At 69.0% G+C, this 22,742-nt stretch carries 23 protein-coding genes and 1 pseudogene; 13 read left to right on the forward strand and 11 right to left on the reverse strand.

Going from position 1 to position 22,742, the window contains the following annotated elements:
- Window positions 1–9 precede the first annotated feature (9 nt).
- Entirely contained in the window at window positions 10–1,344 is a 1,335-nt protein-coding gene (locus CF165_RS03220) for a 3-oxoacyl-ACP reductase (protein ID WP_093945902.1), read from the forward strand.
- Between the two features lies 1 nt (window position 1,345).
- Entirely contained in the window at window positions 1,346–2,188 is an 843-nt protein-coding gene (locus CF165_RS03225) for a MaoC/PaaZ C-terminal domain-containing protein (protein WP_093945903.1), read from the forward strand.
- On the opposite strand, the gene CF165_RS03230 is transcribed toward CF165_RS03225, so the two are convergent.
- A complete protein-coding gene (locus CF165_RS03230) occupies window positions 2,180–2,836 on the reverse strand; it encodes a TetR/AcrR family transcriptional regulator (protein WP_093945904.1) in 657 nt (218 codons plus the stop codon). The two genes, CF165_RS03225 and CF165_RS03230, sit on opposite strands and share 9 nt — an antisense overlap.
- Window positions 2,837–2,962: 126 nt before the next feature.
- On the opposite strand from CF165_RS03230, the gene CF165_RS03235 reads away from it, so the two are divergent.
- The 3 genes from CF165_RS03235 (at window position 2,963) to CF165_RS03250 (ending at window position 5,497) form a co-directional block, all read left to right on the forward strand.
- Window positions 2,963–3,625 (forward strand): SCP2 sterol-binding domain-containing protein, encoded by a 663-nt coding sequence (locus CF165_RS03235; protein ID WP_205660751.1) that lies wholly within the window; start codon window positions 2,963–2,965, stop codon window positions 3,623–3,625.
- Window positions 3,626–3,694: 69 nt separating this feature from the next.
- Window positions 3,695–4,246 carry an SCP2 sterol-binding domain-containing protein gene (locus CF165_RS03240; protein WP_093945906.1) on the forward strand — a complete coding sequence of 184 codons (552 nt, stop codon included), beginning with the start codon at window positions 3,695–3,697 and terminating at the stop codon, window positions 4,244–4,246.
- A 54-nt stretch (window positions 4,247–4,300) separates the two neighbouring features.
- A complete protein-coding gene (locus tag CF165_RS03250) occupies window positions 4,301–5,497 on the forward strand; it encodes a YDG/SRA domain-containing protein (RefSeq protein WP_205660752.1) in 1,197 nt (398 codons plus the stop codon).
- On the opposite strand, the gene CF165_RS03255 is transcribed toward CF165_RS03250, so the two are convergent.
- Both CF165_RS03255 and CF165_RS03260 read right to left on the reverse strand, forming a co-directional pair.
- Window positions 5,498–5,965: an FxsA family protein gene (locus CF165_RS03255; protein ID WP_093945907.1), complete on the reverse strand. Its 468-nt coding sequence runs from the start codon at window positions 5,963–5,965 to the stop codon at window positions 5,498–5,500.
- 42 nt (window positions 5,966–6,007) lie between these two features.
- Entirely contained in the window at window positions 6,008–6,559 is a 552-nt protein-coding gene (locus tag CF165_RS03260; protein WP_093945908.1) for a TetR/AcrR family transcriptional regulator, read from the reverse strand.
- 215 nt (window positions 6,560–6,774) lie between these two features.
- Between CF165_RS03260 and CF165_RS52425 the strand changes: the two are divergent.
- Both CF165_RS52425 and CF165_RS52430 read left to right on the forward strand, forming a co-directional pair.
- Window positions 6,775–6,888 (forward strand): annotated as a pseudogene (locus tag CF165_RS52425) (hypothetical protein); the annotation flags it as partial.
- Window positions 6,889–7,217: 329 nt separating this feature from the next.
- Complete coding sequence (locus tag CF165_RS52430; RefSeq protein ID WP_240521437.1) at window positions 7,218–7,538, forward strand: zinc-binding dehydrogenase; 321 nt, start codon at window positions 7,218–7,220, stop codon at window positions 7,536–7,538.
- Here the strand turns inward: CF165_RS52430 and CF165_RS03270 are convergent.
- The 5 genes from CF165_RS03270 to pdhA form a co-directional block, all read right to left on the reverse strand.
- Window positions 7,535–9,481 carry an ABC transporter ATP-binding protein gene (locus CF165_RS03270; RefSeq protein WP_093945909.1) on the reverse strand — a complete coding sequence of 649 codons (1,947 nt, stop codon included), beginning with the start codon at window positions 9,479–9,481 and terminating at the stop codon, window positions 7,535–7,537. The two genes, CF165_RS52430 and CF165_RS03270, sit on opposite strands and share 4 nt — an antisense overlap.
- A 20-nt stretch (window positions 9,482–9,501) precedes the next feature.
- Window positions 9,502–10,089 carry a TetR/AcrR family transcriptional regulator gene (locus CF165_RS03275; RefSeq protein ID WP_093945910.1) on the reverse strand — a complete coding sequence of 196 codons (588 nt, stop codon included), beginning with the start codon at window positions 10,087–10,089 and terminating at the stop codon, window positions 9,502–9,504.
- A 146-nt stretch (window positions 10,090–10,235) separates the two neighbouring features.
- Window positions 10,236–11,531 carry a dihydrolipoamide acetyltransferase family protein gene (locus tag CF165_RS03280; protein WP_093945911.1) on the reverse strand — a complete coding sequence of 432 codons (1,296 nt, stop codon included), beginning with the start codon at window positions 11,529–11,531 and terminating at the stop codon, window positions 10,236–10,238.
- Between the two features lie 16 nt (window positions 11,532–11,547).
- The gene (locus tag CF165_RS03285; RefSeq protein ID WP_093945912.1) at window positions 11,548–12,540 is read right to left on the reverse strand and encodes an alpha-ketoacid dehydrogenase subunit beta; all 993 of its coding nucleotides are present in this window, start codon (window positions 12,538–12,540) and stop codon (window positions 11,548–11,550) included.
- The gene (gene pdhA / locus CF165_RS03290) at window positions 12,540–13,745 is read right to left on the reverse strand and encodes a pyruvate dehydrogenase (acetyl-transferring) E1 component subunit alpha (RefSeq protein ID WP_093945913.1); all 1,206 of its coding nucleotides are present in this window, start codon (window positions 13,743–13,745) and stop codon (window positions 12,540–12,542) included. The genes CF165_RS03285 and pdhA overlap by 1 nt, the downstream gene beginning before the upstream one ends.
- A 370-nt stretch (window positions 13,746–14,115) precedes the next feature.
- On the opposite strand from pdhA, the gene CF165_RS03295 reads away from it, so the two are divergent.
- From CF165_RS03295 to CF165_RS03305, 3 genes are all read left to right on the forward strand, one after another.
- Window positions 14,116–15,534, forward strand: a complete 1,419-nt coding sequence (locus CF165_RS03295) for a M20/M25/M40 family metallo-hydrolase (protein ID WP_167441335.1) — start codon at window positions 14,116–14,118, stop codon at window positions 15,532–15,534.
- A gap of 108 nt (window positions 15,535–15,642) precedes the next feature.
- Entirely contained in the window at window positions 15,643–15,999 is a 357-nt protein-coding gene (locus tag CF165_RS03300) for a hypothetical protein (RefSeq protein ID WP_093945914.1), read from the forward strand.
- Window positions 15,999–16,322: a hypothetical protein gene (locus CF165_RS03305; protein WP_093945915.1), complete on the forward strand. Its 324-nt coding sequence runs from the start codon at window positions 15,999–16,001 to the stop codon at window positions 16,320–16,322. The genes CF165_RS03300 and CF165_RS03305 overlap by 1 nt, the downstream gene beginning before the upstream one ends.
- On the opposite strand, the gene CF165_RS03310 is transcribed toward CF165_RS03305, so the two are convergent.
- Genes CF165_RS03310 through CF165_RS03320 form a run of 3 tightly spaced genes read right to left on the reverse strand, consistent with a single transcriptional unit; the run spans window position 16,319 to window position 19,817 of the window.
- On the reverse strand, window positions 16,319–17,161 hold the full coding sequence (locus tag CF165_RS03310) for a transglutaminase family protein (RefSeq protein WP_093945916.1): 843 nt from the start codon (window positions 17,159–17,161) through the stop codon (window positions 16,319–16,321). The two genes, CF165_RS03305 and CF165_RS03310, sit on opposite strands and share 4 nt — an antisense overlap.
- Window positions 17,158–18,105, reverse strand: a complete 948-nt coding sequence (locus tag CF165_RS03315; protein ID WP_093945917.1) for an alpha-E domain-containing protein — start codon at window positions 18,103–18,105, stop codon at window positions 17,158–17,160. Before CF165_RS03315 ends, CF165_RS03310 begins: the two co-directional genes overlap by 4 nt.
- A gap of 50 nt (window positions 18,106–18,155) precedes the next feature.
- Window positions 18,156–19,817 carry a circularly permuted type 2 ATP-grasp protein gene (locus CF165_RS03320; RefSeq protein WP_093945918.1) on the reverse strand — a complete coding sequence of 554 codons (1,662 nt, stop codon included), beginning with the start codon at window positions 19,815–19,817 and terminating at the stop codon, window positions 18,156–18,158.
- 148 nt (window positions 19,818–19,965) lie between these two features.
- On the opposite strand from CF165_RS03320, the gene CF165_RS03325 reads away from it, so the two are divergent.
- The 3 genes from CF165_RS03325 to CF165_RS03335 are packed head-to-tail and all read left to right on the forward strand — an operon-like array spanning window position 19,966 to window position 22,627.
- Window positions 19,966–20,901 carry an ABC transporter substrate-binding protein gene (locus CF165_RS03325; protein ID WP_205660753.1) on the forward strand — a complete coding sequence of 312 codons (936 nt, stop codon included), beginning with the start codon at window positions 19,966–19,968 and terminating at the stop codon, window positions 20,899–20,901.
- Window positions 20,902–20,924: 23 nt separating this feature from the next.
- Complete coding sequence (locus CF165_RS03330; RefSeq protein ID WP_093945919.1) at window positions 20,925–21,857, forward strand: amino acid ABC transporter permease; 933 nt, start codon at window positions 20,925–20,927, stop codon at window positions 21,855–21,857.
- Window positions 21,854–22,627, forward strand: coding sequence for an amino acid ABC transporter ATP-binding protein (locus CF165_RS03335; RefSeq protein WP_093945920.1), 774 nt, complete (start codon window positions 21,854–21,856; stop codon window positions 22,625–22,627). Before CF165_RS03330 ends, CF165_RS03335 begins: the two co-directional genes overlap by 4 nt.
- Window positions 22,628–22,742: the final 115 nt, after the last annotated feature.

Below are 22,742 nucleotides of genomic sequence, written 5' to 3' on the forward strand. Positions count from 1 at the left end.
AGGCAACCGATGGCTGACAGGTACCAGCAGTTCACGAAAACCCCGTTGGGGAAGTTCGTGGTGCCGAAGCTCGGCCTGCCCAGCCCCGCCACGCTGCGCCGGTACCAGCCCGGACAGCCCGCCCTCGAGGGTCCCGCACTTCTCGGCGCCGCGCCCGGCGGGCGGCTGGAGAAGACCCTCCGCGACCAACTCGCCGACGCGGGCATCGAGGTGATCTCCGCCGCGGCCGACCGGCACGCGGCACTGGTCTTCGACGCCACCGGCGTCAACGACCCGGCCCGCCTGCGCGAGGTCTATGACTTCTTCCACCCGGTGATCCGCAGCGTCGGCCCGTCCGGCCGGGTCGTCGTGCTGGGCACCCCGCCGGAGCAGGTCGAGGGCCGCGAGCGGATCGCGCAGCGCGCACTCGAAGGTTTCATCCGTTCGGTGGGCAAGGAGCTGAAGCGCGGCGCGACCGCCCAGCTCGTGTACGTCGCCGATGGCGCCGAAGAGGCGACGGAGTCGACCCTGCGCTTCCTGCTCTCGGCCAAGTCGGCGTTCGTCGACGCGCAGGTCATCCGGATCGGCACCGAAGGCAAGACGGCCGCCGCGCCGGCCAGCTGGGAAAAGCCCCTCGAGGGCAAGGTCGCGCTGGTCACCGGCGCGTCCCGCGGCATCGGCGCGGCGATCGCCGAGGTGCTGGCCCGCGACGGCGCGCACGTCGTCGCGCTCGACATCCCCGCCCAGGGCGCGGACCTGTCGAAGGTCGCCAACAAGGTCGGCGGGTCGGCGTTGCAGCTCGACATCACTTCGCCGAGCGCGCCCGCGAAGCTCGCGGAGTACCTGAAGGAGCGTCACGGCGGCGTCGACGTCGTCGTGCACAACGCGGGCATCACGCGGGACAAGACGCTGGGTAACATGAGCGAGAGCGCCTGGGACTCGGTGATCGCCGTCAACCTGGCTTCGCAGCTCGCGGTGAACGACAAGCTGCTCGCCGATCGCGTGCTGAACGAGAACGGCCGCATCGTCGGCGTCTCGTCGATCGCGGGCATCGCCGGCAACGTCGGCCAGACGAACTACGCGACGTCGAAGGCGGGCGTCATCGGCATGGTGAACGTCGGCGCACCGCAGCTCGCGGAGTACGGCGGCACGATCAACGCCGTCGCGCCCGGGTTCATCGAGACCAAGATGACGGCCGCGGTCCCGCTGTTCATCCGCGAAGCCGGGCGGCGGCTGTCCAGCCTCGGCCAGGGCGGGCTGCCGGTCGACGTCGCCGAGACGATCGCCTGGTACGCGAACCCGGCGTCGGCCGCGGTGAACGGCAACGTGGTCCGCGTCTGCGGCCAGGCCCTGCTGGGGGCGTGACGTGGCGATCCGCGAACTCGACAGCACACCGAGCCTGGCCACGCTCTACCCGAAGGCGCTGCTCGGCGGCGTCCTGCACAAGCCGTCGGGCGGCGAACTGCCGGACACGGAGCTGGTGCGCACGGGCGTCGTCGTCGATCCGGCCCACCTGGCCGCGTACAACACGGTGTGCGGCTTCCGGCTGAGCGACGAGCTGCCCGCGACGTACCCGCACATGCTGGCGTTCCCGCTGCAGATGGCGCTGATGACCGAGCCGGGTTTCCCGTTCCCGCTGCTCGGCATGGTGCACGTGGCGAACCGGATCACCCAGCACCGCGCGTTGCGGCTGGCCGAGCCGCTGACCGTGCGCGTGCGGGCGGAGAACCTGCGCCCGCACGAGAAGGGCCGTCAGTTCGACGTCGTCAGCGAAGCTTGGACCGGCGACGACCTGGTGTGGACCGACGTCAGCACGTACCTGCGTCGCGGCTCGGGGTCCGGATCTCCTTCGCGGCGTGAGCAGCTGGCGCCGCCGACACCGGACGCGATCTGGCGGGTCCCGGGCGACATCGGCCGGCGCTACGCGGAGGTCTCGGGCGACCGCAACCCGATCCACCTGTACGCGCTGACGGCGCGCCTCTTCGGCTTCCCGCGCGCGATCGCGCACGGGATGTGGACGAAGGCGCACGCGCTGGCGGCGTTCGAGGGCCGGCTGCCGGAGGCGTTCACGGTGGACGTGCGCTTCAAGCAGCCGGTGCTGCTGCCGGCCAAGGCGGGCTTCACGTCGTGGGCCACTCCGGACGGGTGGGCGTTCGAGCTGTGGAGCAAGTCGAAGCCGCACCTGGAGGGGACGATCAGCTCACTCTGACGGCTTCCAGACCGCGCCTTCGATGAGGTCGTTGAAGCCGAGCCAGACGAGGTTCATCAGCCACGAAGCCAGGACGCCGTCGGAGATGTCGGGGTGGTCGAGGGCCCAGTCGGCCAGCGACTCGGCCGCCCCGACCAGGGACGCCGCCAGGCCTTCGCCGGAGAACTCGGCCTGCTCGCCGACGCCCTTGCGGGTGCCGGCGGAGACGACGAGCGCCGCGACCAGCTGAATCGCGCGCGCCCGCATGTCGGTGATCTCCGCGGCGAACGCACCGCCGACGGTCAGGGCCTGGCGGTGCAGGACCGTCCACGACTCGCGGTACTCGGCGACGAAGCGGTAGAAGGACCGCAGGCCGTGCCAGAGCTGCATGTCGGGCGGCAGGTCGGGCTGCACGCCGGCCTGGATGGCCTCGAGCAGTCGCGTCGCCTCGCGGCGGATGCACGCGCCGAAGAGGTCCTCCTTCGAGCCGAGGTAGGTGTAGATCATCGGCTTCGAGACCCCGGCGACGTCGGAGATCTCGTCCATCGACGCGGCGTGGTAGCCGTGACGCGAGAAGACCTGGACGGCCGCGTCCAGGATCTGCCGCTCACGCACCGCGCGCGGCAGCCGCCTGGCCCGTTCGGGCGGACGCTGATCTTCCTCTGACACGCTGGACCTCCTCGTTGCTGCCCGGAGACGGTACCGGCAGCGGACCCGTCTGAGTGATTTCGGCACGCTTGCCCGCCTACCTACTCGTGGGTAGTATTACTCTCGGGTAACTGGAGAGGGGTGACCATGGCCGAAAACGCCGGGATGACCAGCGCCGATCGGATGGCGGACCTCCGTGGCGCGGCCCTGCTCGACGCGCTGGAGCGACTCGACCCGCTGGGGCCGGAGGCCCACTCCCTCGACGTCAACGCCCTCGCCGAAGCCCTCGACCCCGGCGAGCTCCGCAAGGACGACTTCAGCCGTTTCTTGAAGGCCCTGCTCACGCTGGCTACGCGTGCTCCGGCGTTCGACTTGAGCAAGGTCGAGCCGGCCCGCTTCGCGTCCCTGGTGGCCTCGGCGTCGCGCGCGCAGCTGGAGAGCGTCGTCGCGGACCGGCAGCTGCGGGAGCGCATGCTGGACGAGATCTTCGCTCGCATGGGCGCGCACCTCAGGCCGGACCGAGCCCGCGACCTGCAAGCGGTGGTCCACTGGCGCCTCTCGGGCGGAGCAGGTGAAGGCGGCTACGACCGCTACGAGACGGCGATTTCCCACGGTGCGTGCACGGTGAGCCGCGAGATGCGCTCTTCTGCGCGAGTCACCATCACCATCGCGCCGGCTGACTTCTTCCGGCTCATCACCCACCAGGCAACGCCGGCCGTGTTGTTCGTCACGGGAAGAATCAAAGTCAAAGGTGACTTGGCCTTCGCGGCCGGCTTGATCGGATTCTTCGACCTGCCCCACCCCGTATAGTTCGTCCTCGTGCCTCGAAACGCAAAATGGCGCCTCCACCGCCCCCGCCGTGTCCACGGCGGACACGCGGTGAACGCGTTCGCGGAGAAGCTGGTCCTCGGGAGTTTGTCGCCCGCCCAGTTCATCCAGGTCCTGGAAACCCTGCACATGCTGGGAGAAGCGGGCGCGGGCATCGAGCTGAGCTCGTTGTCGACGGACGTCCTGGTCGACGTGGTCCGGCGCGCATCCCGTGAGCAGCTGAAGGCGATCGCCGAACACCCGGAGCTGCGCGCGGTTTTCCTGGACGAGATATTCCGGCGAATGTCAGAGCATTTCCTGCCGGACCGAGCCCGCCACGTGGATTTCGTGGTTTCCTGGCGCTTTTCCGAAGGAGCAGGCGAAGACGGCTACGACCGTTTCCAGACGGTAATCGAGGACGGCGTGTGCGTCTCTTCGACAGACTTGTCCCGCACCCCGGACACGACGATCACGCTGTCGGTGGAGGACTTCATCCGCATGGCCACGGGCAACGCGGCGGTAGCAGCGATGTTCGTGACGGGCCGGGTGAAGGTGAGGGGCGAGTACGCGCCGGCGGTGCGGTTCTCGAGCTACTTCGACCTCCCCAAACCGACCGGGGACTAGCTGTCGCAGCTGGGTGACACCAAACTGTCGGTGTCCCACCTTAGAGTGGTCTTCATGAGCCTCGCTGACGTGGACCAGGAGCATGTCCTCAAAGCTCTCGCTGAGTTCGATGATCTCGGCCGTGAAGCGTTCCTCGACAAGTACGGCTTCGGTCAGGCGCGGCGGTATGTCGTGCTCTACGGCGGCCAGCAATACGACTCGAAGGCGCTCTTGGGCGCGTCTCACGGATATGCGACAGGCCAGGCTCTAACCGCGGCAGAGTTCAGTGGCGGATTGCAGACCGTGGTAGCGCGGTTGACCGACTTGGGCTTCGACGTCCGAGATCGCAACGTCATGCCGGCTGCGGGCGCTGCGCCAGGCTTTGGCGATATCCCCGGTTACCCGGAAGGTTCGGTGTTTGCCAGCCGGGCTGAGGTGGCGGCCAGCGGAGTCCATCGTGCGCTCCAGTCAGGCATCGTCGGCACCGGCAAAACGGGTGCTGAGTCCATCGTGTCGTCCGGTGGTTACGAGGATGATGACGATCACGGAGATGAGTTGCTCTACACCGGACACGGAGGTCGAGACAGCCGCGGCCGGCAGGTGGCAGATCAGACGTTCGACGCCCCGGGAAACGCTGCTTTGCGAACAAGCTGGTTGACCAACGCGCCGGTTCGGGTGGTGCGTGGCGCGGATCCAAAGTCGCCGTACGCGCCTGACACGGGCTACCGTTACGACGGCTTGTTTCGAGTTGACGACGCCGTCATGGTGTCGGGCCAGGGCGGACATCAGATCTGTCGGTTCCGCATGGTGAAGATGAGCGTGGGAGTGGACGTAACCTTCGGCAGGCAAGACGTCTTGTTGCCGGCTGAACAGCAGCACCCTGAAGCTCCGCTGGGCAACGCGCAACCAGAACGCAAGCAGGTCAGGACACAGCGAACCGTCCGTTCGACCGATGTTGTGGAGTACGTGAAGAAGATGTACGACCACACCTGTCAGATCTGCGGTGTCCGTCTGTCAGTGGGCGATGGCAAAGGATATTCAGAAGGTGCGCACATCCAAGCTCTCGGGGGCCTCCACCGCGGGCCCGACCTGCCGCCCAACGTGCTCTGCCTTTGTCCCAACTGCCACGTGCAGTTCGACCGCGGGGCGATTGTCGTCGATCCTGATCTGACGGTTGTTCGCCACGGCCGACCTGCGGGGATGTTGACCGTGCAGGAATCACACAACCTCGGGAGTCAGTTCCTCGAGTACCACCGCAAGGTGCACTCGTGATCAGCCCTCGATGACGCGACCCTCGATCACCGTCGGCTGGTCGCGTCGGCGTGGCTCCTCGCTGACGACCTCGCTGTCCACCACCATCACCGGCCCTCGCCGGCGGTTGGCGAACCGCACCGCCCTCTTCTCCATCCGCCGCAGCCACAACCGGCGGGCCACCGCGCGCGACGGCGGGAGGATCAGCAGCAGCCCGAGCACGTCACTCACGAAACCCGGGATCAGGATCAACACCCCACCGAGCCCGACGAGCATTCCGTCGGTGAGTTCCTTCTCCGCCGGTTGCCCAGCCCTGGCGGCCGAAACGAACGCCCTCATCGCCTTGCCGCCCTCGCGGCGGGCGAGCCACGAGCCCAGGAACGCTCCGGCCAGCAGGAGGCCCAGCGTGCCGAGCACGCCGACGGCCGAACCCACCGCCCAGATCGCGGCGATCTCGGCGAAAACGTAGAGCAAGAACGCGACAGCCATACCCGTACAACGCACAACCTGTCCGATTTGCTCCCGGCCCGGTCAGCGCAGCAAGGTGGCGACCATCGATCGCAGCCCCGCGGCCAGGCGGTCTGTCTCGCCCGTCCTCAAGAACCGCAGCATCAGGTCGCTGTGCAACGAGCCCAGCAGCAGGTGCGCGACCAGGTCGGCGTCGAGCGAAGATGCCGCCGACGCGATCAGTCCTGACACGTGCGCGTGCCACGACAGGTAGATCGGGCTGCTCAGGCGGTCCGTCGACGCCTGCTCGAACGCCGCCATCACCTTGACGTTCTTCGAAGCCAGTTCGATCACCGCGTCGAAGAACGCTGCCAGACGGTCGGCTGGGGGTGCGCCGGGGCCCAGCGGGGGCGGGCCCGACTCCAAAGCGGACGACAGCGCCTGGACTCGTGACTCCACCAGCGCGCGCATCAGGCCTTCGCGGTTGCCGAAGCGATGGAACACCGTCCCCTTGCCCACGCCGGCCGCGGCCGCGACGCGGTCCATCGACACCTGGGCGAGGTCGTGCGTCGACAACAACTCCTCTGTCGCGCGCAGGATCGCGCGGCGGTTGCGGGCCGCGTCGGCGCGCTCCATGGCTACTCCTCGACAACTTGACTGGTGGTCCATATAGTAGGCGACCGTAAGTTGACTGACAGTCCAGTTAAGGGGTGGCGATGCGAGCAGTGGTGCAGCACGGCACGGGCGGGCCCGATGTCCTCGAGGTCGAGGAGCGGCCCGAGCCGCAGCGGCAACGCGGGGAAGTGCTGGTCCGGACCGAGGCGATCGCCGTGCCTTTCTACGAGACCCAGATGCGGGCCGGGCTGATCCCGGCCGGGGCGGAGCCGGCGATCTTCGGGCACGAGGCCGCCGGGATCGTCCTCGAGGCCGACGACGAAACCCTGCGCGGACGCCGGGTCGTCACCATGTCCTTCACCGGGGGTGCGTACGCCGAAGTCGTCGCCGCCGGCCACTACACGCTCGTGCCCGATGGCATCACGCCCGAGCGGGCCGTCGCCGCTGCCGTTCCGGCCTCCGTGGCACTCGCCTTGATGCACACCGCGAACGTCAAAGCAGGTGAAACCGTGCTGGTCGAGGCCGCCTCCGGGGCGATCGGTGGCTATCTGGCCACGCTGGCCACACAGAGAGGCGCCACGGTCGTCGCGACCGCCGGCAAGGGGAAGGCCGACATCGACCACGACGATCCGGACTGGCGGCAGAAGGTGCCGACGGCATCGACGTCGTCTTCGAGTCGATCGGTGGCCCACGCGCCGCCGAGCTCACCGCGAAACTCGCCCCGTTCGGCCGGATCCTCGCCTACGGCATGCTCAGCGGCGAGTTACCGACCTTCCCCGTCGCCGGTCTCATCCCGCGCGGACTCACCCTGATCGGGTTCGGTGGGCCGGACGCCTACGCGAAGCAGGTCGCTGCCGTCCGCGCCGAGGCACTCGGCCTCGTCGCGGACGGCACGCTCACCCCCGTCATCGACCGGATCTACCCCCTCGCCGACGTCGCCGCCGCGCACGCGCGCGTCGAGAGCCGCGAAGGCGTCGGCAAGGTGGTGCTCGTTCCCTAGCTCGGCACCTCGTCCAGGTACGCCTGCGCCTGGAGCGTGAACAGGTCGGCGTACCCGGCCTTCGCCGCCATCAGCTCCTCGTGCGTGCCGTACTCGGCGACCTTTCCGTGGTCCAGCAACAGGATCCGCTCCGCCTGCCGCACCGTCGAGAACCGGTGCGAGATGTACAGCGTCGTCCGGCCTTCGGACAGCGAACGCAGACGCGAGAACAGGTCGTGCTCGGCCTGGGCGTCCAACGCCGACGTCGGCTCGTCGAGGATCAGCAGCGGCGCTTCCCGCTGGAACGCCCTGGCCAGCGCGATCTTCTGCCACTCGCCGCCAGAGAGGCTCACGCCCTGGTCGAACCAGCGCCCGAGCGGGCTGTCGTAGCCCTGCGGCAGCCGCTCGATGCGCTCGTCCGCGCCCGCGCGGCGCGCCGAGTCCTCGATGTGCGGCCGGTCCTCGAGGCGGGTCAGGTCGCCGAGGCCGATGTTTTCCGCCGCCGTTCCTTGATACGTCACGTAGTCCTGGAACATCGCGCTGATCCTCGTGCGCAGCTCGTCCGGGTCGTACTCGCGGATGTCGACGCCGTCGAGCAGGATGCGGCCGTCCGTCGGGTCGTACAGCCGGCAGAGGAGCTTGAACAGCGTCGACTTGCCCGCGCCGTTGCGGCCCACCACCGCCACCGTCTCGCCCGGGCGGATCTCGAAGCTCACGTCCTCCAGCGCCGGCTCTTCCGAACCGGGGTACGCGAAGGTCACCGAGTCGAACTCGATGTGTCCCTCCACAGTGGACGGCATCGGACGTGGCGAAACAGGTGCCGTGATCTCCGGTTTCGTGTCCAGGAACCGGTACAGCGTGTCCAGGTACAAATTGTTCTCGTACATCCCCGAAAACGCCGTGAACAGCCCGGACACCGACGTCTGCACCGACGCCGCCGCGGCCGTGTACAGCGCCAGGTCCCCCAGCGTGAGCCGCCCGCCGACCGCTTGCAGGGCGATGTACAGCGCGATCGCCGAGCCCGCCAATGTGCTCAGCAGCCCCCAGGACGTCGAGCTGATGTTGCGGTTGATCGTGAGCTTCCGCTGCCGCTCGTAGGAAACCGTGCCGAGCCGGCGGAACCGGTCGACGAAGTACGGGCCGAGCCCGAACAGCTTCGTCTCCTTGGCGTAGGTGTCCGTGGTGACCAGCGACGACAGGTAGTCCATCCGCCGCTTGATCGGCGACATCAGGAACGTCAGCCAGAACGCGCGCGAGCCGTACTTCGACTGCGAGATGAACGCCGGGATCGGCGCCACCAGCGCGACCAGGGCCAGCAGCGGGCTGACCGCGACGAGCAGCGCGATCATGCTGCCGAACGTGATCAGCGTCCGCACGAGCCCCAGCGCGGAGTTCATCATCGACAGCGGCCGCGTCGGCGCCTCCTGCGCGGCCTGGCGCAGCATGTCGTACGACGTCGAGCCCTCGAAGTACGCCAGGTGCAGCTCGCTGGCGTGCGCCATCACCTGGTGGCGGATGGTCAGCGTCATGCGTTCCTGCAGCAGCGACTGCGCGATCGACGTCAGCGCGCTGCTGATCGCCGTCGCGGCGAGCACGGCGAACTGGAACAACGCGACGTTCACGATGTCGCTCGTGGTCCCCTTACCCTGGATCGCCGCGACGACGGAGTCGAGCAGCAGCTTCGCGATGTACGCGGTCACGGTCGGCAGCAGCCCCGACAGCAGCGTGATCAGCGCCAGCATGATGGTCAGGATCGGGCTGGCCTGCCACGTCAGCTTCACGACCTTCGGCAGGCCACGGACCGTGCCCGCCAGGGACGTCTTCGCGCGCTTCAGCCGGGAGCGCAGGTCTTTCGGCTGGTCCTCCGGCTTCGGCTCGGGAATGTCGACGGGCCCGGTGAGCCCGCTCTCCGGCACCGTCACGGCGTGCCGCCGCCTCCCTCTCCGGGCCAGCATGAACTCCATGCCGCCCCCACCGCCCGGGATCACTGGGCCTCCACGGCGCCGTGCAGGAAGACGTCGACCACCTGGCGCGTGGTGGCGGCGTGCTCGTCCGCGAAGATGCGGCGGCCGCCGAACAGCAGGGTCAGGAACAGCGAGGCCAGCTGCTCGGGCGGCAGCCGCAGCCGGTCCTTCTCGGGTTCGAACAGTTCGGTGATCGCACCGCGCATCGCGTTCATCGACTCGCGGCGGCCGCCTTTCCAGGTCTTGTGGTCGTCGTGCGGCTGCTCGGGGTCGCGGCGGCGGAGCCTGCCGGACGCGTGCAGGGCGCCCATCAGCGCGCCCATCCGCTCGAGGTGCGCGCCGAGTGCTTCCGCGGCTTCGACGAGCCGGTCTTCCAGCGGCTGGTCAACGGGGATTTCGGCGATCGCGTCGAGCACGTGGTCGGGCCGCAGCGCCTCCGCGGTGCAGGCGTCGAAGAGCTCGTCCTTGTCCTTGAACGCGCGGAAGATGGTGCCCTCGCCGATGCCGGCGGCGCGGGCGATCTGGCTGGTCGTGACGTTGGCGCCGTGCTCCATCAGCAGAGGCAGCACCGCGTGCACGATCATGGCGCGCCGGGCCTCGACGCTCATGCCCGGCGCTCTTCGCCGGGTTTCGGATGCTGGTGTCATGGCATCAGTGTGCGGAGTGAGTGCTCACTCCGTCAAGCGAGTATGCCGAGGGCGAAACCGGAGAGGGCCGCCCCGGCGCACCGGGACGGCCCTCTACCTGTGTGAACTCAGTACGTCATGGCCATCGCCGGGTCCGCCAGGAGCGCCCCGACGTCGGCCAGGAACTCCGAGCCCTGCTGGCCGTCGACCACGCGGTGGTCGAAGCTCAGCGACAGCTGGAGCACCTTGCGGACCTTGATCTCGCCGTCCACCACCCACGGCTGGTCCTTGATCGCGCCGAGGCACAGGATCGCGGACTCGCCCGGGTTGATGATCGGCGTTCCGGTGTCGACGCCGAACACGCCCACGTTCGTGATCGTGATCGTGCCGTTCGCCATGTCTGCTGGTGACGTCTTGCCTTCGCGGGCCGTGTCCGTCAGCGCCGTCAGGGCCTGCGCCAGCTCCTTGAGCGACATCGAGTCGGCGTCACGGACCTTCGGCACGATCAGGCCGCGCGGCGTCGCCGCCGCGATGCCGAGGTGCACGTAGTCCTTGTAGACGATCTCCTGTGCCTGCTCGTCCCAGACCGCGTTGACGTCCGGGGTGCGCTTCGCCGCCAGGCACACGGCCTTCGCGGCGAACGTCAGCGGCGTGACCTTGACCCCGGCGAACTCCCGCGACTTCTTCAGCTTCTCGCGGAACTCCATCATCGGCGTGACGTCGATGGTCAGGAACTCCGTGACGTGCGGAGCGGTGAACGCGCTCTGCACCATCGCCGCCGCGGTCATCTTCCGGACGCCCTTGATCGGCACGCGCCGCTCGCGGGATCCGCTGTCCACAACGGACGTTACGACCGGAGCCCCGTTCGCGGCGCGCTCGACATCTTCACGCGTGATGACGCCGCCGTCCGCGGTTCCGGTCAGCGTGTGCAGATCGACGCCGAGATCCTTCGCGAGCTTCCGTACCGGTGGCTTCGCGAGCGGGACATACCCACCGCGCGGAGTGGCCGGAGCTGGTGTCGTCGCGACAACGGCCGGAGCGGGCTCGGGAGCCGCGCCTTTTCGGGCCCGCCGCTGCGTGACGACCGTCTTGGAGCCGTAGCCGACCAGCGGCTTCATCTCCTCTTCTTCGACGGGCGCGGCGGCAACAGGGGCCGCGGCCGGAGCGGAAGCGCCACCCGGGTCGACGTCGATGGTGAGGATCGGCGTGCCGACCTCCACCGTCTGGCCCGGCTCGACGTGCAGCTCGGTGACGACCCCGGCCCACGGGATCGGCAGCTCGACGGCGGCCTTCGCGGTCTCGATCTCGACCACGATCTGGTTGACCGTCACCGTGTCGCCCGGCTTCACGTGCCAGTTGAGGATGTCGGCTTCGGTCAGCCCCTCGGCCGTGTCGGCGAGGGGGAACTGTTTGTACGTAGGCATTGCGCGGAGATCCCCCTTACCAGGCGAGCGAGCGGTCGACGGCGTGCAGCACCCGGTCCAGGTCGGGGAGGTAGTGCTCCTCGAGCTTGGCCGGCGGGTACGGCGTGTCGAACCCGGTCACCCGGAGGACGGGCGCTTCCAGCGAGTAGAAGCACTCCTGCTGGACGCGCGCGGCGAGCTCCGACGTCAGCGACGACTCCGACGGCGCCTCCGACAGCGCGATCAGCCGGCCGGTCTTGCGCACCGACTCGAACACCGGGCCGAGGTCCAGCGGCGAGAGCGTGCGCAGGTCGATGACCTCCAGGGATTTGCCGTCGTCCTCGGCCGCGGCGGCCGCGTCGAGGGCGACCTTCACCGAGGGGCCGTACGCGACGACCGTCGCCGTCGTGCCTTCGCGCACCACCTGCGAGGAAAAGCACGAGACCGGCGTCCCGGTGACGTCGATTTCGGCCCGCAGCGCACCCGAGTGGTACAGCCGCTTCGGCTCGAAGAACAGCACCGGGTCGTCCGACTTGATCGCCTGCTGGATGCCCCAGTAGGCGTCGACGGCGTTCGAAATGGACACGACCTTGAGGCCGGGGATGTGCGCGAACAGCGACTCCGGCGACTCCGAGTGGTGCTCGACCGCGCCGATCCCGCCGCCGAACGGCACCCGGATCACGACCGGCATCTTGATCTTGCCCTGCGTCCGGTAGTGCAGCTTCGCCAGCTGCGAGGAGATCTGGTCGAAGCCCGGGAAGATGAAGCCCTCGAACTGGATCTCGCACACCGGCCGGAAGCCGCGCACGGCCAGGCCGACCGCGGTGCCGATGATGCCCGACTCGGCGAGCGGCGTGTCCAGCACGCGCTGCTCGCCGAAGTCCTTCTGCAGGCCGTCGGTGATCCGGAAGACGCCGCCGAGCTTGCCGACGTCCTCGCCCATGATCAGGACCTTGGGGTCCTCTTCCATCGCGCGGCGCAGGCCGAGGTTGAGCGCCTTGCCGATGGTGAGTTTCTGGATGTCGCTCATCAGTGCTCACCCGCCGATACGAAGCCGTCGAGGTAGGACAGGAACTCTTCGCGCTGCGCGTCCAGCACCGGGTTGCCCTCGGCGTAGACGTTGCTGAAGATCCTCTCCGGCGGCGGTTCCGGCATGTTGAACGTGTAGTCGCGCAGGTCGGCGGCGAAACTGTCGGCGTCGGCCTGGACGCTGTCGAAGAACGCCTGGTCGGCGTAGCCGCCGCGGGCCAGGTACGCGCGGACGCGCTCGATCGGGTCCTTGAGCTTCCACTCCTCCAGCTCGTCGGAGAGCCGGTAGCGGGTGGGGTCGTCGGTCGTCGTGTGCGCGTCCATCCGGTAGGTGAACGCCTCGATCAGCACCGGGCCGTTGCCGTGCCGGCACTCGTCGAGCGCCCAGCGCGACACCGCGAGGCAGGCCAGGACGTCGTTGCCGTCGACGCGGATGCCGGGGAAGCCGTAGCCGCGGGCGCGCTGGTACAGCGGCAGGCGCGACTGGCGCTCGGTCGGCTCGGAGATCGCCCACTGGTTGTTCTGGCAGAAGAAGACGAGCGGCGCGTCGTAGACGGCGGCCCAGACGAAGCCTTCGTGGACGTCACCCTGCGAAGTGGCGCCGTCGCCGAAGTAGCAGATCGTGGCTTCGCCGTCGTCGTCGCCGACCTTGCCCTCGAACTTCTGGCCCATCGCGTAGCCGGCGGCGTTGAGCACCTGGTTGCCGATGACGATGGTGTACGGGTGGAAGCCGTGGCCCTGGTAGTCCCAGCCGCTGTGGTCGGTGCACCGGAAGATGCCCAGCAGGTCCTTCATGTCGACGCCGCGCGCGTACGCGACGCCGTGTTCGCGGTAGCTGGGGAACGCCATGTCGTTCTTTTTCAGCGCGCGGCCGGAGCCGATCTGCGCGGCTTCCTGGCCGAGCAGCGGGACCCAGATACCCAGCTGGCCCTGGCGCTGCATGGCGTTCGCTTCGCGGTCGGCCCGCCGCACGAGCACCATGTCGCGGTACAGGCCGCGCAGGGCTTCGGCGTCGACGTCCTCGACGTACTTGTCGAACTGGGGCGAGGGCACCCGTTCGCCTTCGGGGGTGAGCAGCTGAGTCAGCTCAGCGCCACCTTCGCTGGTTGCTCGCAATCCGGCGATCACCTGTTCGGGGGAAGGCTGGGCCGCGACCGCGGCCGGGCCGTCTCCAGGCTCCGGGTGCGTCCACTGTTCGGACGGCATGCGCAGTACTCCTCGGTGTCGGTGCCTCTGGCGGCCGCTTGTGGCGACCACAGCGACTGCACCGGCGGGGACCAGCGCATCGGGTCCGAAGCGCTCGGTCACCGTCGGCGTTGACGGTTCTCGCCGACATCCTGGCACGAAGGTCCACGCTTTGGTGAGTCACGGATGCTGATTTGTTGCTGAGAAAGGGCCTCTGAACAGGGAAAACGTTAGGAAGCCCTAGCATTGGACCTACGAGAGTATGGCGACGGAGCGCGTGCTCACCAGGCGTGTCCGCACGGGCACGCGGGCGTGCGGACACACGGTCACCCGCCCGGGCTACGCCTCTGTGATGTGCCGCACGTTGTCACCTGCGTGGCACGATGGCGTCGTGGAGCAGAAATCCGTCCGTGAATCCGTCGTGTCCGCTTGGACCAGCGATGTCATCCCCAGTCTTTCCGGGCTGGTGGCCATCCCCGCCCTGTCGCCGGCCTTCGACGCCGGCTGGGCGGACAGCGGTCACCTCGCCGCCGCCGTCGACCACGTCCGCGAGTGGATCGCCGGGCGCGACCTGCCCGGCGCGACGCTGGAGGTCGTCCAGCTCGAAGACCGGACCCCCGTGCTGCTCGTCGACGTCCCGGCGACCCCGGGCGCGGCGGACAAGGGCACCGTCCTGATGTACGGCCACCTCGACAAGCAGCCCCCGGTCGGGGGCTGGTCCGAAGGCCTCGGCCCGTGGACCCCGGTGATCCGCGACGGCCGGCTGTACGGCCGCGGGTCCGTCGACGACGGCTACTCCGGCTACGCGGCGACGACGGCGATCGAGGCCGTGCACGCGGCCGGCGGCGAGCACGCCCGGATCGTGGTGCTGCTGGAGACCGGCGAGGAGTCCGGCAGTCCCGACCTGCCCGCCTACGTCGAGCACCTGGCCGACCGCATCGGCGACGTCTCGCTGGTGGTCTGCCTCGACGCCGGCGGCAGCGACTACGAGCGGTTGTGGCTGGTCACGAGCCTGCGCGGGATGCTGCACCTCGACGTCACGGTGCAGCTGCTGGGCTCGGCGCAGCACTCCGGCGTCGCTTCGGGGGTGGTCGCGAGCTCGTTCCGGATCCTGCGCCACCTGATCGAACGGCTCGAGGACAGCGCGACCGGCGAGCTGCTGCTCGACGAGCTCAAGGTCGACGTCCCGGCGGACCGGCTCTCGGAGCTCAAGGCCGTCGCGCAGGACTTCCCCGAGGCGCTGACGAAGGCGTTCCCGCTGGTCGAAGGCGGGCGCGTGATCACAGAGGACGCGCTGGAGCTGATGCTCAACAACGCGTGGCGCCCGACGCTGTCGGTGATCGGCGCCGACGGCTTCCCGAAGCCCGCCGACGCCGGCAACGTCCTGCGCGAGAGCACGACGTTGACGCTGAGCTTCCGCCTCCCGCCGACGGCCGACGCCGAGAAGGCGCTCGAAGCCGTGAAGCGCGTCCTGACCACGGACGTCCCGTACGGCGCGAAGGTGACGCTCGGCTCGCCCCAGGCGGAGAGCGGCTGGAACGCGCCGACCGAGGCGCCGTGGCTGACGACCGCCCTGCGCACGGTCAGCGACGAGGTCTTCGGCCGCCCGCACCGCGCGACCGGCATGGGCGGGTCGATCCCGTTCATGGGCCTGCTCTCGCGGAAGTACCCGGACGCGCAGTTCCTGGTCACCGGCGCCTGCGGGGCCGACTCGAACATCCACGTGCCGGACGAGTGGCTGCACCTGGACTACGCGCAGCAGGTCACCGAGGCCGTCGCGCACATCCTGGACGCGCACGCCCGCGGCTGACCCGCTTGAGAAGCCAGGGCACGCGAACTTGAGCAAGCCCGGCGTGCTGCCTGAGTGACGGGATTGCCTCGATCGAGGAAGCGTATTACGATGTAATACGTTCCTGGAGTGGAAGGCGAAATCTACGACGGGATTCCGCTCGAGCGCTTGCCGTTGGAGGAGGTGCACGTTCCGGATCCGCAGCACCTTCGGCGCTCACTGCGCTACCCCGGCGCGCTCGACATCGAGTCGGAGCACGCTGTTGAGGCCGTGTTCGATCCTCGGAGGCTGGTCGGCCGGGATCCTTCGTCTCGCACGGGCGAGTCGATCCGGGTGCTCGGCCATTCGCCGGGGATGGGGCGTCTGCTGGTGGTGGTGCTCGTGCCGGATCGGCATCCGCCGAACGGAATCTGGCACGTGGCCACGGCCTGGCCGGCGGACAGGCGGGCGCGGCAGGTGTACCGAGGACTTCGGGAGGTGCGGTGATGACGGACAAGGAACTCCTGGCTCGGGTCGCGGAGGCGGCCGAAGCCGATCCGGAGGCCGAGATCGGCTGGATTCCGCATCGTGAGCCTGCCAAGAGTCCGAATGCGGTGTACAGCGTGCGCATCCCGGTCGACCGGATCGAGGAACTGCGTGGTCTCGCCGCCGAGCGCGGCCTGGCGCCGACCGCCCTGATCCGGACCTGGGTCCTCGCCCAGCTGGACGCCGCGCGGAGTGGGGACGAGGAGGCGCGGAAGTGGGAGAACGACATCCGCGCCACCATCGACCACCTGAGGAGCTTGCTCGACGAAAGGACCGCGAGCTAGGCCAGCCGGGTCAGGTGCACCGAGACGTCCAAAGTGGACTGCCCGCCGCCGGTGAAGATGCCCTTCAGCGGCGCCACGTCCGCGTAGTCCCGGCCCATGGCCACCCACACGTGCCGCGGCCCGACCGGGATCGCGTTCGTCGGGTCGTACGCCCACCAGCCGCCGGTCCAGACGTCGACCCAGGCGTGGGACTCGCCCTCGACCACTTCGCCGAGCTTCGCGTCCGGGTTGGTGTGCAGGTACCCCGACACGTACCGCGCCGGGACGCCGATCGCGCGCAGCATCACCAGCGTCACGTGCGCGAAGTCCTGGCACACGCCTTCGCGTGCCTGCCAGGCGTCCGTCGCCGTCGAGTGGACGCCCGTGGTGCCCGGCTGGTACTTCAGCTGCTTGTTCACCCACTCGCAGACCGCCAGCACCGCGTCCGCCGGGTCCAGCCCGCGTCGTAGCGAGCGGGCCTCGCGGGCCAGTTCAGCGTCATGCGGGGTGTAGTCCGTCGGGGTCAGGTACTCGGTGCGATGGTCGACGACCGTGTCGGAACGCAAGCCCTTCCACGTCGCCGTGCGGATCGGCTCGGCTTCGTCCGCCGTCTCGACCACCGAGGTCGCGAGCACGGTGAACTCCGTGTGGGGCGCGTGGAGGTCGAACGACGTCACGACCGTGCCCCAGTAGTCCGTGTACCGGTAGGCGCGGGTCGCCGGGGCCGTCTCGATGCGCGTCGCCACCGTCGTCTGGCGGCGGTCCGAGCGCGGGGTAAGCCGGGCCTCGTTGTACGACTGCGTCGCCGGTGTCGCGTACCGGTACCCCGTCCGGTGCGCCACCCGCAGCTGCCACGTCACAGCGAAACCTCCGCACCGCTCCACGCCACCCACGGCGACGTGCTGAAGTACTGCAACGACACCGCTTCGCCGATCTCCTTGATCGACGTCTGCAACGCGCCGAGCCGCCGCGGCAGGTCGGTCAGCAGCTCCGACGGGCGGAGGAACTCCAGCTCGCTGCGGGCCCGGCCGAGTTCGCGCAGCGCGTCGGACTTCTCGTTGGTGCGCGCGCCGCCGCCCGGGTCGAGCCGTTGCAGGCATTCCTCCGCCTGGCGCAGCGCGTGGAACACCGACCGCGGGAACAGCGTGTCCCGCAACAGGAACTGGACGACGCGGCCGGCGTCCAGGGCGCCCCGGTACGTGCGCAGGTAGGTGTCCTGCGCACCGGCCGAGCGCAGCACCGTGATCCAGCCCGGCGACGACGCACGGTCCGCGACCCGGGACAGCAGCAGCCGCACGACCATGTCGGCGCGTTCGATCGAGCGGCCGAGCACCATGAACAGCCAGCCGTCGTCCCGGCTCATCGTCGAGTCGGCGAGCCCGGCGAACATCGCCGCGCGCTCCTCCACGAAGGACAGGAAGGCGTGCGGCCCGGCGCGCCGGGCGTAGCGCTGCCGGTCGGGCACCGCGTTCCAGGTCGCGTTCAGGCATTCCCACAGCTCGGTCGAGACGACTTCGCGGGCGCCGCGCGTGTTCTCGCGCGCCGAGTTGATCGAGCCGACGATCGACGCGGGGTTGTCCTTCGCGTACGCCACCAGCTCGGTCAGCTTCCACACGTCCAGGGACTCCGCGCCCTCCGGGTCGATGCCCAGGACGGCCAGGAGCTGGCGGCTCGCGTTGTCCGGGTCGACGGTCGCGTCCTCCAGCAGCTGGTGGACCGAGACGTTGAGGATGCGGGAGGTGTCGTCGGCGCGTTCGACGTACCGGCCGATCCAGTACAGCGACTCCGCGTTGCGGGCGAGCATGGGAACCTCCACATCCCGAAGTGATCTTTACCGCTGAGGGATCATTCAACTCAGCTCTGTTGCTGTTGCTGCTGCTGTTGCTGGGACGTCGTCAGCTCCGGCCCCTGCTCGGTGACCAAACTGTCCACAGTGGACGCGACCCCGAGTGCGGGCCGCTCGAGCTCGCGCTCGGCCGTCGAGGCGCGGGACGCCAGCACCCACGTGTCCTTCGAACCGCCGCCCTGCGAGGAGTTGACGACCAGGCTGCCCTCCGGCAGCGCCACCCGCGTCAGCCCGCCGGGCAGCACGAAGATGTCCTTGCCGTCGTTGACGGCGAACGGCCGCAGGTCGACGTGCCGCGGCGCGAGCCGGTCGTCCACCTTGGCCGGCACGGTCGAGAGCTGGACCACCGGCTGCGCGATCCAGCCGCGCCGGTGCGCGCGCACCTTGCGCCGGAGCGTGTCGAGTTCTTTCTTCGACGCCTCGGGTCCGAAGACGATCCCGTAGCCGCCGGAGCCCTCGACCGGCTTGACGACGAATTCGTCGAGGTGCGCCATGACGTGGTCGAACTCGTCCGGCAGCCAGCACCGGAACGTGTCCACGTTGGGCAGCAGCGGCTTCTCGTTCAGGTAGTACTTCACCATCTCCGGCACGTAGGTGTAGACGAGCTTGTCGTCCCCGACGCCGTTGCCGACGGCGTTCGCGACGACGACGTTGCCCGCGCGCGCCGCGTTCAGCACGCCCGCGACGCCGAGGACCGAGTCCGGCCGGTAGTGCACGGGATCGAGGAACTCGTCGTCGATCCGCCGGTAGATGACGTCGACCTGGCGCTCGCCCTCGGTGGTCCGCAGGTAGACGACGTTGTCGCGGCAGAACATGTCGCGGCCTTCGACCAGCTCCACCCCCATCAGCCGCGCCAGCAGCGAGTGCTCGAAGTACGCCGCGTTGTGGACGCCGGGGGTGAGCACGACGACCATCGGGTCGGCGACGTTCGCGGCCGCCGCCGCGCGCAGCGCCCGGAGCAGGTGCGACGCGTAGTCACCGACCGGGCGCACGCGGTGCTGGGCGAACAGGTCCGGGAAGACCCGGGCCATCGTTCGCCGGTTCTCCATCACGTACGACACCCCGGACGGGTTGCGGAGGTTGTCCTCCAGCACCCGGAAGGTGCCCTCCTCGTCGCGCACCAGGTCCACACCGGACACGTGGATGCGCACGCCGTTCGGCGGGTTGATGCCGAACGCCTCCCGCTGGAAGTGCTCGCAGGAGGTGATCAGCCGCCGAGGCAGCACGCCTTCGCGCAGGATCTGCCGGTCGCCGTAGACGTCGGCGAGGAACGCCTCGAGCGCGCGGACGCGCTGGGCGACCCCGCGCTCGAGCTTCGCCCACTCGGCGGCCTGGATCACCCGCGGCACCAGGTCCAGCGGGAACGGCCGCTCCTGCCCGGACAGCGAGAACGTGATCCCCTGGTCGACCATCGCCCGGTCGAGAGCCTGCGACCGCGAGTTGAGGTCGTGCGCGTCGAGGGCCGCGATCGACTCGTACAGCGCGCGGTACGGGCCGCGGACGGTGCCGTCGGCGGCGAACATCTCGTCGTAGGCATCCGCGTGCGGCCGGTCCGGCGCGAGGTAGCCGTCGAACCGGGCACCCGGTCGGGTGATCCGGCTGGTCGTCGCCTTCCGCGCACGTCGACCGGACGGGGGCAGCCGGGGCGGCGTGGCGTTCATGAACGACATCCTTACTCACACCCGGGGTGGACGGCGATACCCGCGGTACGACGCGCGCCTCTCTAAACATCGCCGTAACTTCACGGTGCTGTGCTTTGGTATGGATGAGTGGCAATATGCGTGCTCTCACGAACTGAGAACTACGAGGAGTGACGACGTGGCCCGAGGACCCCAACTCAAGGCGCTCGCCCTGCTGCCTGCGTTCGCCCTGGTCGGCCTGACCGTGGCCTGTGGCGCCGGCGGTAGTGGCGCCGGCAACGCCGGCCCGAGCAGCTCGGCGGCGCCGGGTGCCGGTTCGGGTGACGTGGGGACGGTGACAAAGGACGACGCGCTCGCCGCGATGGTGCCCGCCGCGGTCAAGGCCGACGGCAAGATCGTGGTCGGCCAGGACCAGAGCTACCCGCCGAACGAGTTCCAGGACGGCGGCAAGGCGGCCGGCTTCGACGTCGACCTGGGCACGGCCATCGGCCAGGTGCTCGGCGTGCAGATGGAGTTCCAGAACTCCTCGTTCGACGGCATCATCCCGGGCATCGGCGCCAAGAAGTACGAGATGGGCATCTCGTCGTTCAGCATCAACGCCGACCGGCTGCAGTCGGTCGACATGATCTCCTACTACAGCGCCGGCACCTCGCTGGCCGTGCTGAAGGGCAACCCCGACGGCATCAAGGTCGACGACCTCTGCGGCAAGAAGATCGCCGTCCAGAAGGGCACCACGCAGGTCGAGGACCTCGACAAGAAGAACGCCGCGTGCACCGGCGCGGGCAAGCCCGCGATCGAGGTCACGCAGCTGCAGGCCCAGACCGACGTCAACCTGGCCCTCACCGCGAAGCGCGTGCAGGGCGAGCTGGCCGACTCCCCGGTCATCGACTACGCGGTCAAGCAGACCAACGGGCAGCTGGAGTCGGTCGGCGCGCCGTACGACACGGCGCCGTACGGCATCGTGCTGCCGAAGAACAGCGGCGACTTCGGCAAGGCCGTCCAGGGTGCGATCCAGAAGCTGATCGACAGCGGCGCGTACAAGAAGATCCTGGACAAGTGGGGCCTGAACGCCACCGGCGCGGTCACCAAGTCGGAGATCAACCCGGCTTCCTGAGTCTTCCGAGTTAGGACGAGTTCGTGAGTTCCTCCGAAGCGCCTCCCACCGAGGCGCCGGCCGACGCCGAGGCCATCAAGGCCGTCCCGGTGCGCCATTACGGGCGCTGGGTGGCCGGCGTGATCATCCTTTTCGTGGCGTTCATCGTGGTCCGCAGCGTGATCACGAACGACGCACTGCAGTGGCCGGTCGTCGGGGACTACCTCTTCGACGACCGGGTGCTGCGCGGCCTGCAGAACACCCTGATCCTGACCGTGATCTCGATGCTGATCGGGATCGTCGGCGGGATCCTGCTGGCCGTGATGCGCCTGTCGCCGAACCCGCTGACGTCGGGTGCGGCCGGCATCTACATCTGGCTGTTCCGCGGTACGCCGCTGATCACGCAGCTGGTGATCTGGAACTTCCTGGCGCTGGCCTACCCGCGCCTCGGCCTGGGCATCCCGTTCGGGCCGGAGTTCGTCAGCTGGGACACCAACCAGCTGATCACGCAGTTCACCGCGTCGCTGCTCGGTCTCGGGCTGAACGAAGCCGCGTACATGGCCGAGATCGTGCGAGGCGGCATCCAGTCGGTCGACTCCGGCCAGCTGGAGGCGGCGAGCGCGCTCGGCATGAGCCGGACGAAGACGCTGCGGCGGATCATCCTGCCGCAGGCGATGCGGGTGATCATCCCGCCGACCGGCAACGAGACGATCTCGATGCTGAAGACGACGTCGCTGGTCGTGGCCATCGGGTACTTCGAGCTGATGGTCGCCGTCCAGACCATCTACTCGCAGAACTACAAGACGGTCCCGCTGCTCATCGTGGCGGCCGCCTGGTACCTGTTCATGACGTCGGTGCTGACGCTCGTCCAGATGCAGATCGAGAAGCGGTTCGCGCGCGGTACCTCGCGGGACGTCGTCCAGCGGGCCGGCTGGCGGTCGAGGGTGTTCGGCCGGGGTGGAGGGAACGTCACATGACCCCCGTGGTGTCCGCGCAGAAGATCCGCAAGAGCTTCGGCAGCGTCAACGTCCTCAAGGGCATCGACCTCGAGGTGCACGAGCGGGAGGTGCTCTGCCTGATCGGGCCGTCCGGCTCGGGCAAGTCGACGCTGCTGCGCTGCATCAACCACCTCGAGAAGATCGACGCCGGCCGGCTCTACGTCGACGGCGTGCTGGTCGGCTACAAGCAGCGGGGCGACAAGCTGCACGAGCTGCCCGAGAAGGAGGTCGCGTTCCAGCGCAAGGACATCGGCATGGTGTTCCAGCGCTTCAACCTCTTCCCGCACATGACGGCGCTCGAGAACGTCATGGAGGCGCCGATCCAGGTCCGGCGCGAGCCGAAGGCCCAGGTGCGGCAGCGCGCGCTCGAGCTGCTGGAGCGTGTCGGGCTCGCCGACAAGGCGAAGAACTACCCGGCGCAGCTGTCCGGCGGGCAGCAGCAGCGCGTCGCGATCGCGCGGGCACTGGCGATGCGGCCGAAGCTGATGCTGTTCGACGAGCCGACGTCCGCGCTGGACCCGGAGCTCGTCGGCGACGTCCTGGGCGTGATGAAGCAGCTCGCCAAGGACGGCATGACCATGGTCGTCGTCACGCACGAGATGCAGTTCGCGCGTGAGGTGGCGGACAAGGTCCTGTTCATGGACGGCGGCGTCGTCGTCGAAGAGGGCCCGCCCGCCCAGGTCATCGGGGACCCGCGTGAGGAGCGGACCAAGTCGTTCCTCGCCCGGGTGCTGAACCCCAACGCCTGAGGCTGTTACATCCGGGGCCTTCGCCCCGGGCCGGGGGCTCCGCCACCCGGAGCCCCCGAAAGAAGAGAGTGCGGCGGAAACGGTGTTCCGGCACCGTTTCCGCCGTTTTTTCGCT

It is taken from the genome of Amycolatopsis vastitatis (assembly GCF_002234595.1).
GTDB classification, from domain to species: domain Bacteria; phylum Actinomycetota; class Actinomycetes; order Mycobacteriales; family Pseudonocardiaceae; genus Amycolatopsis; species Amycolatopsis vastitatis.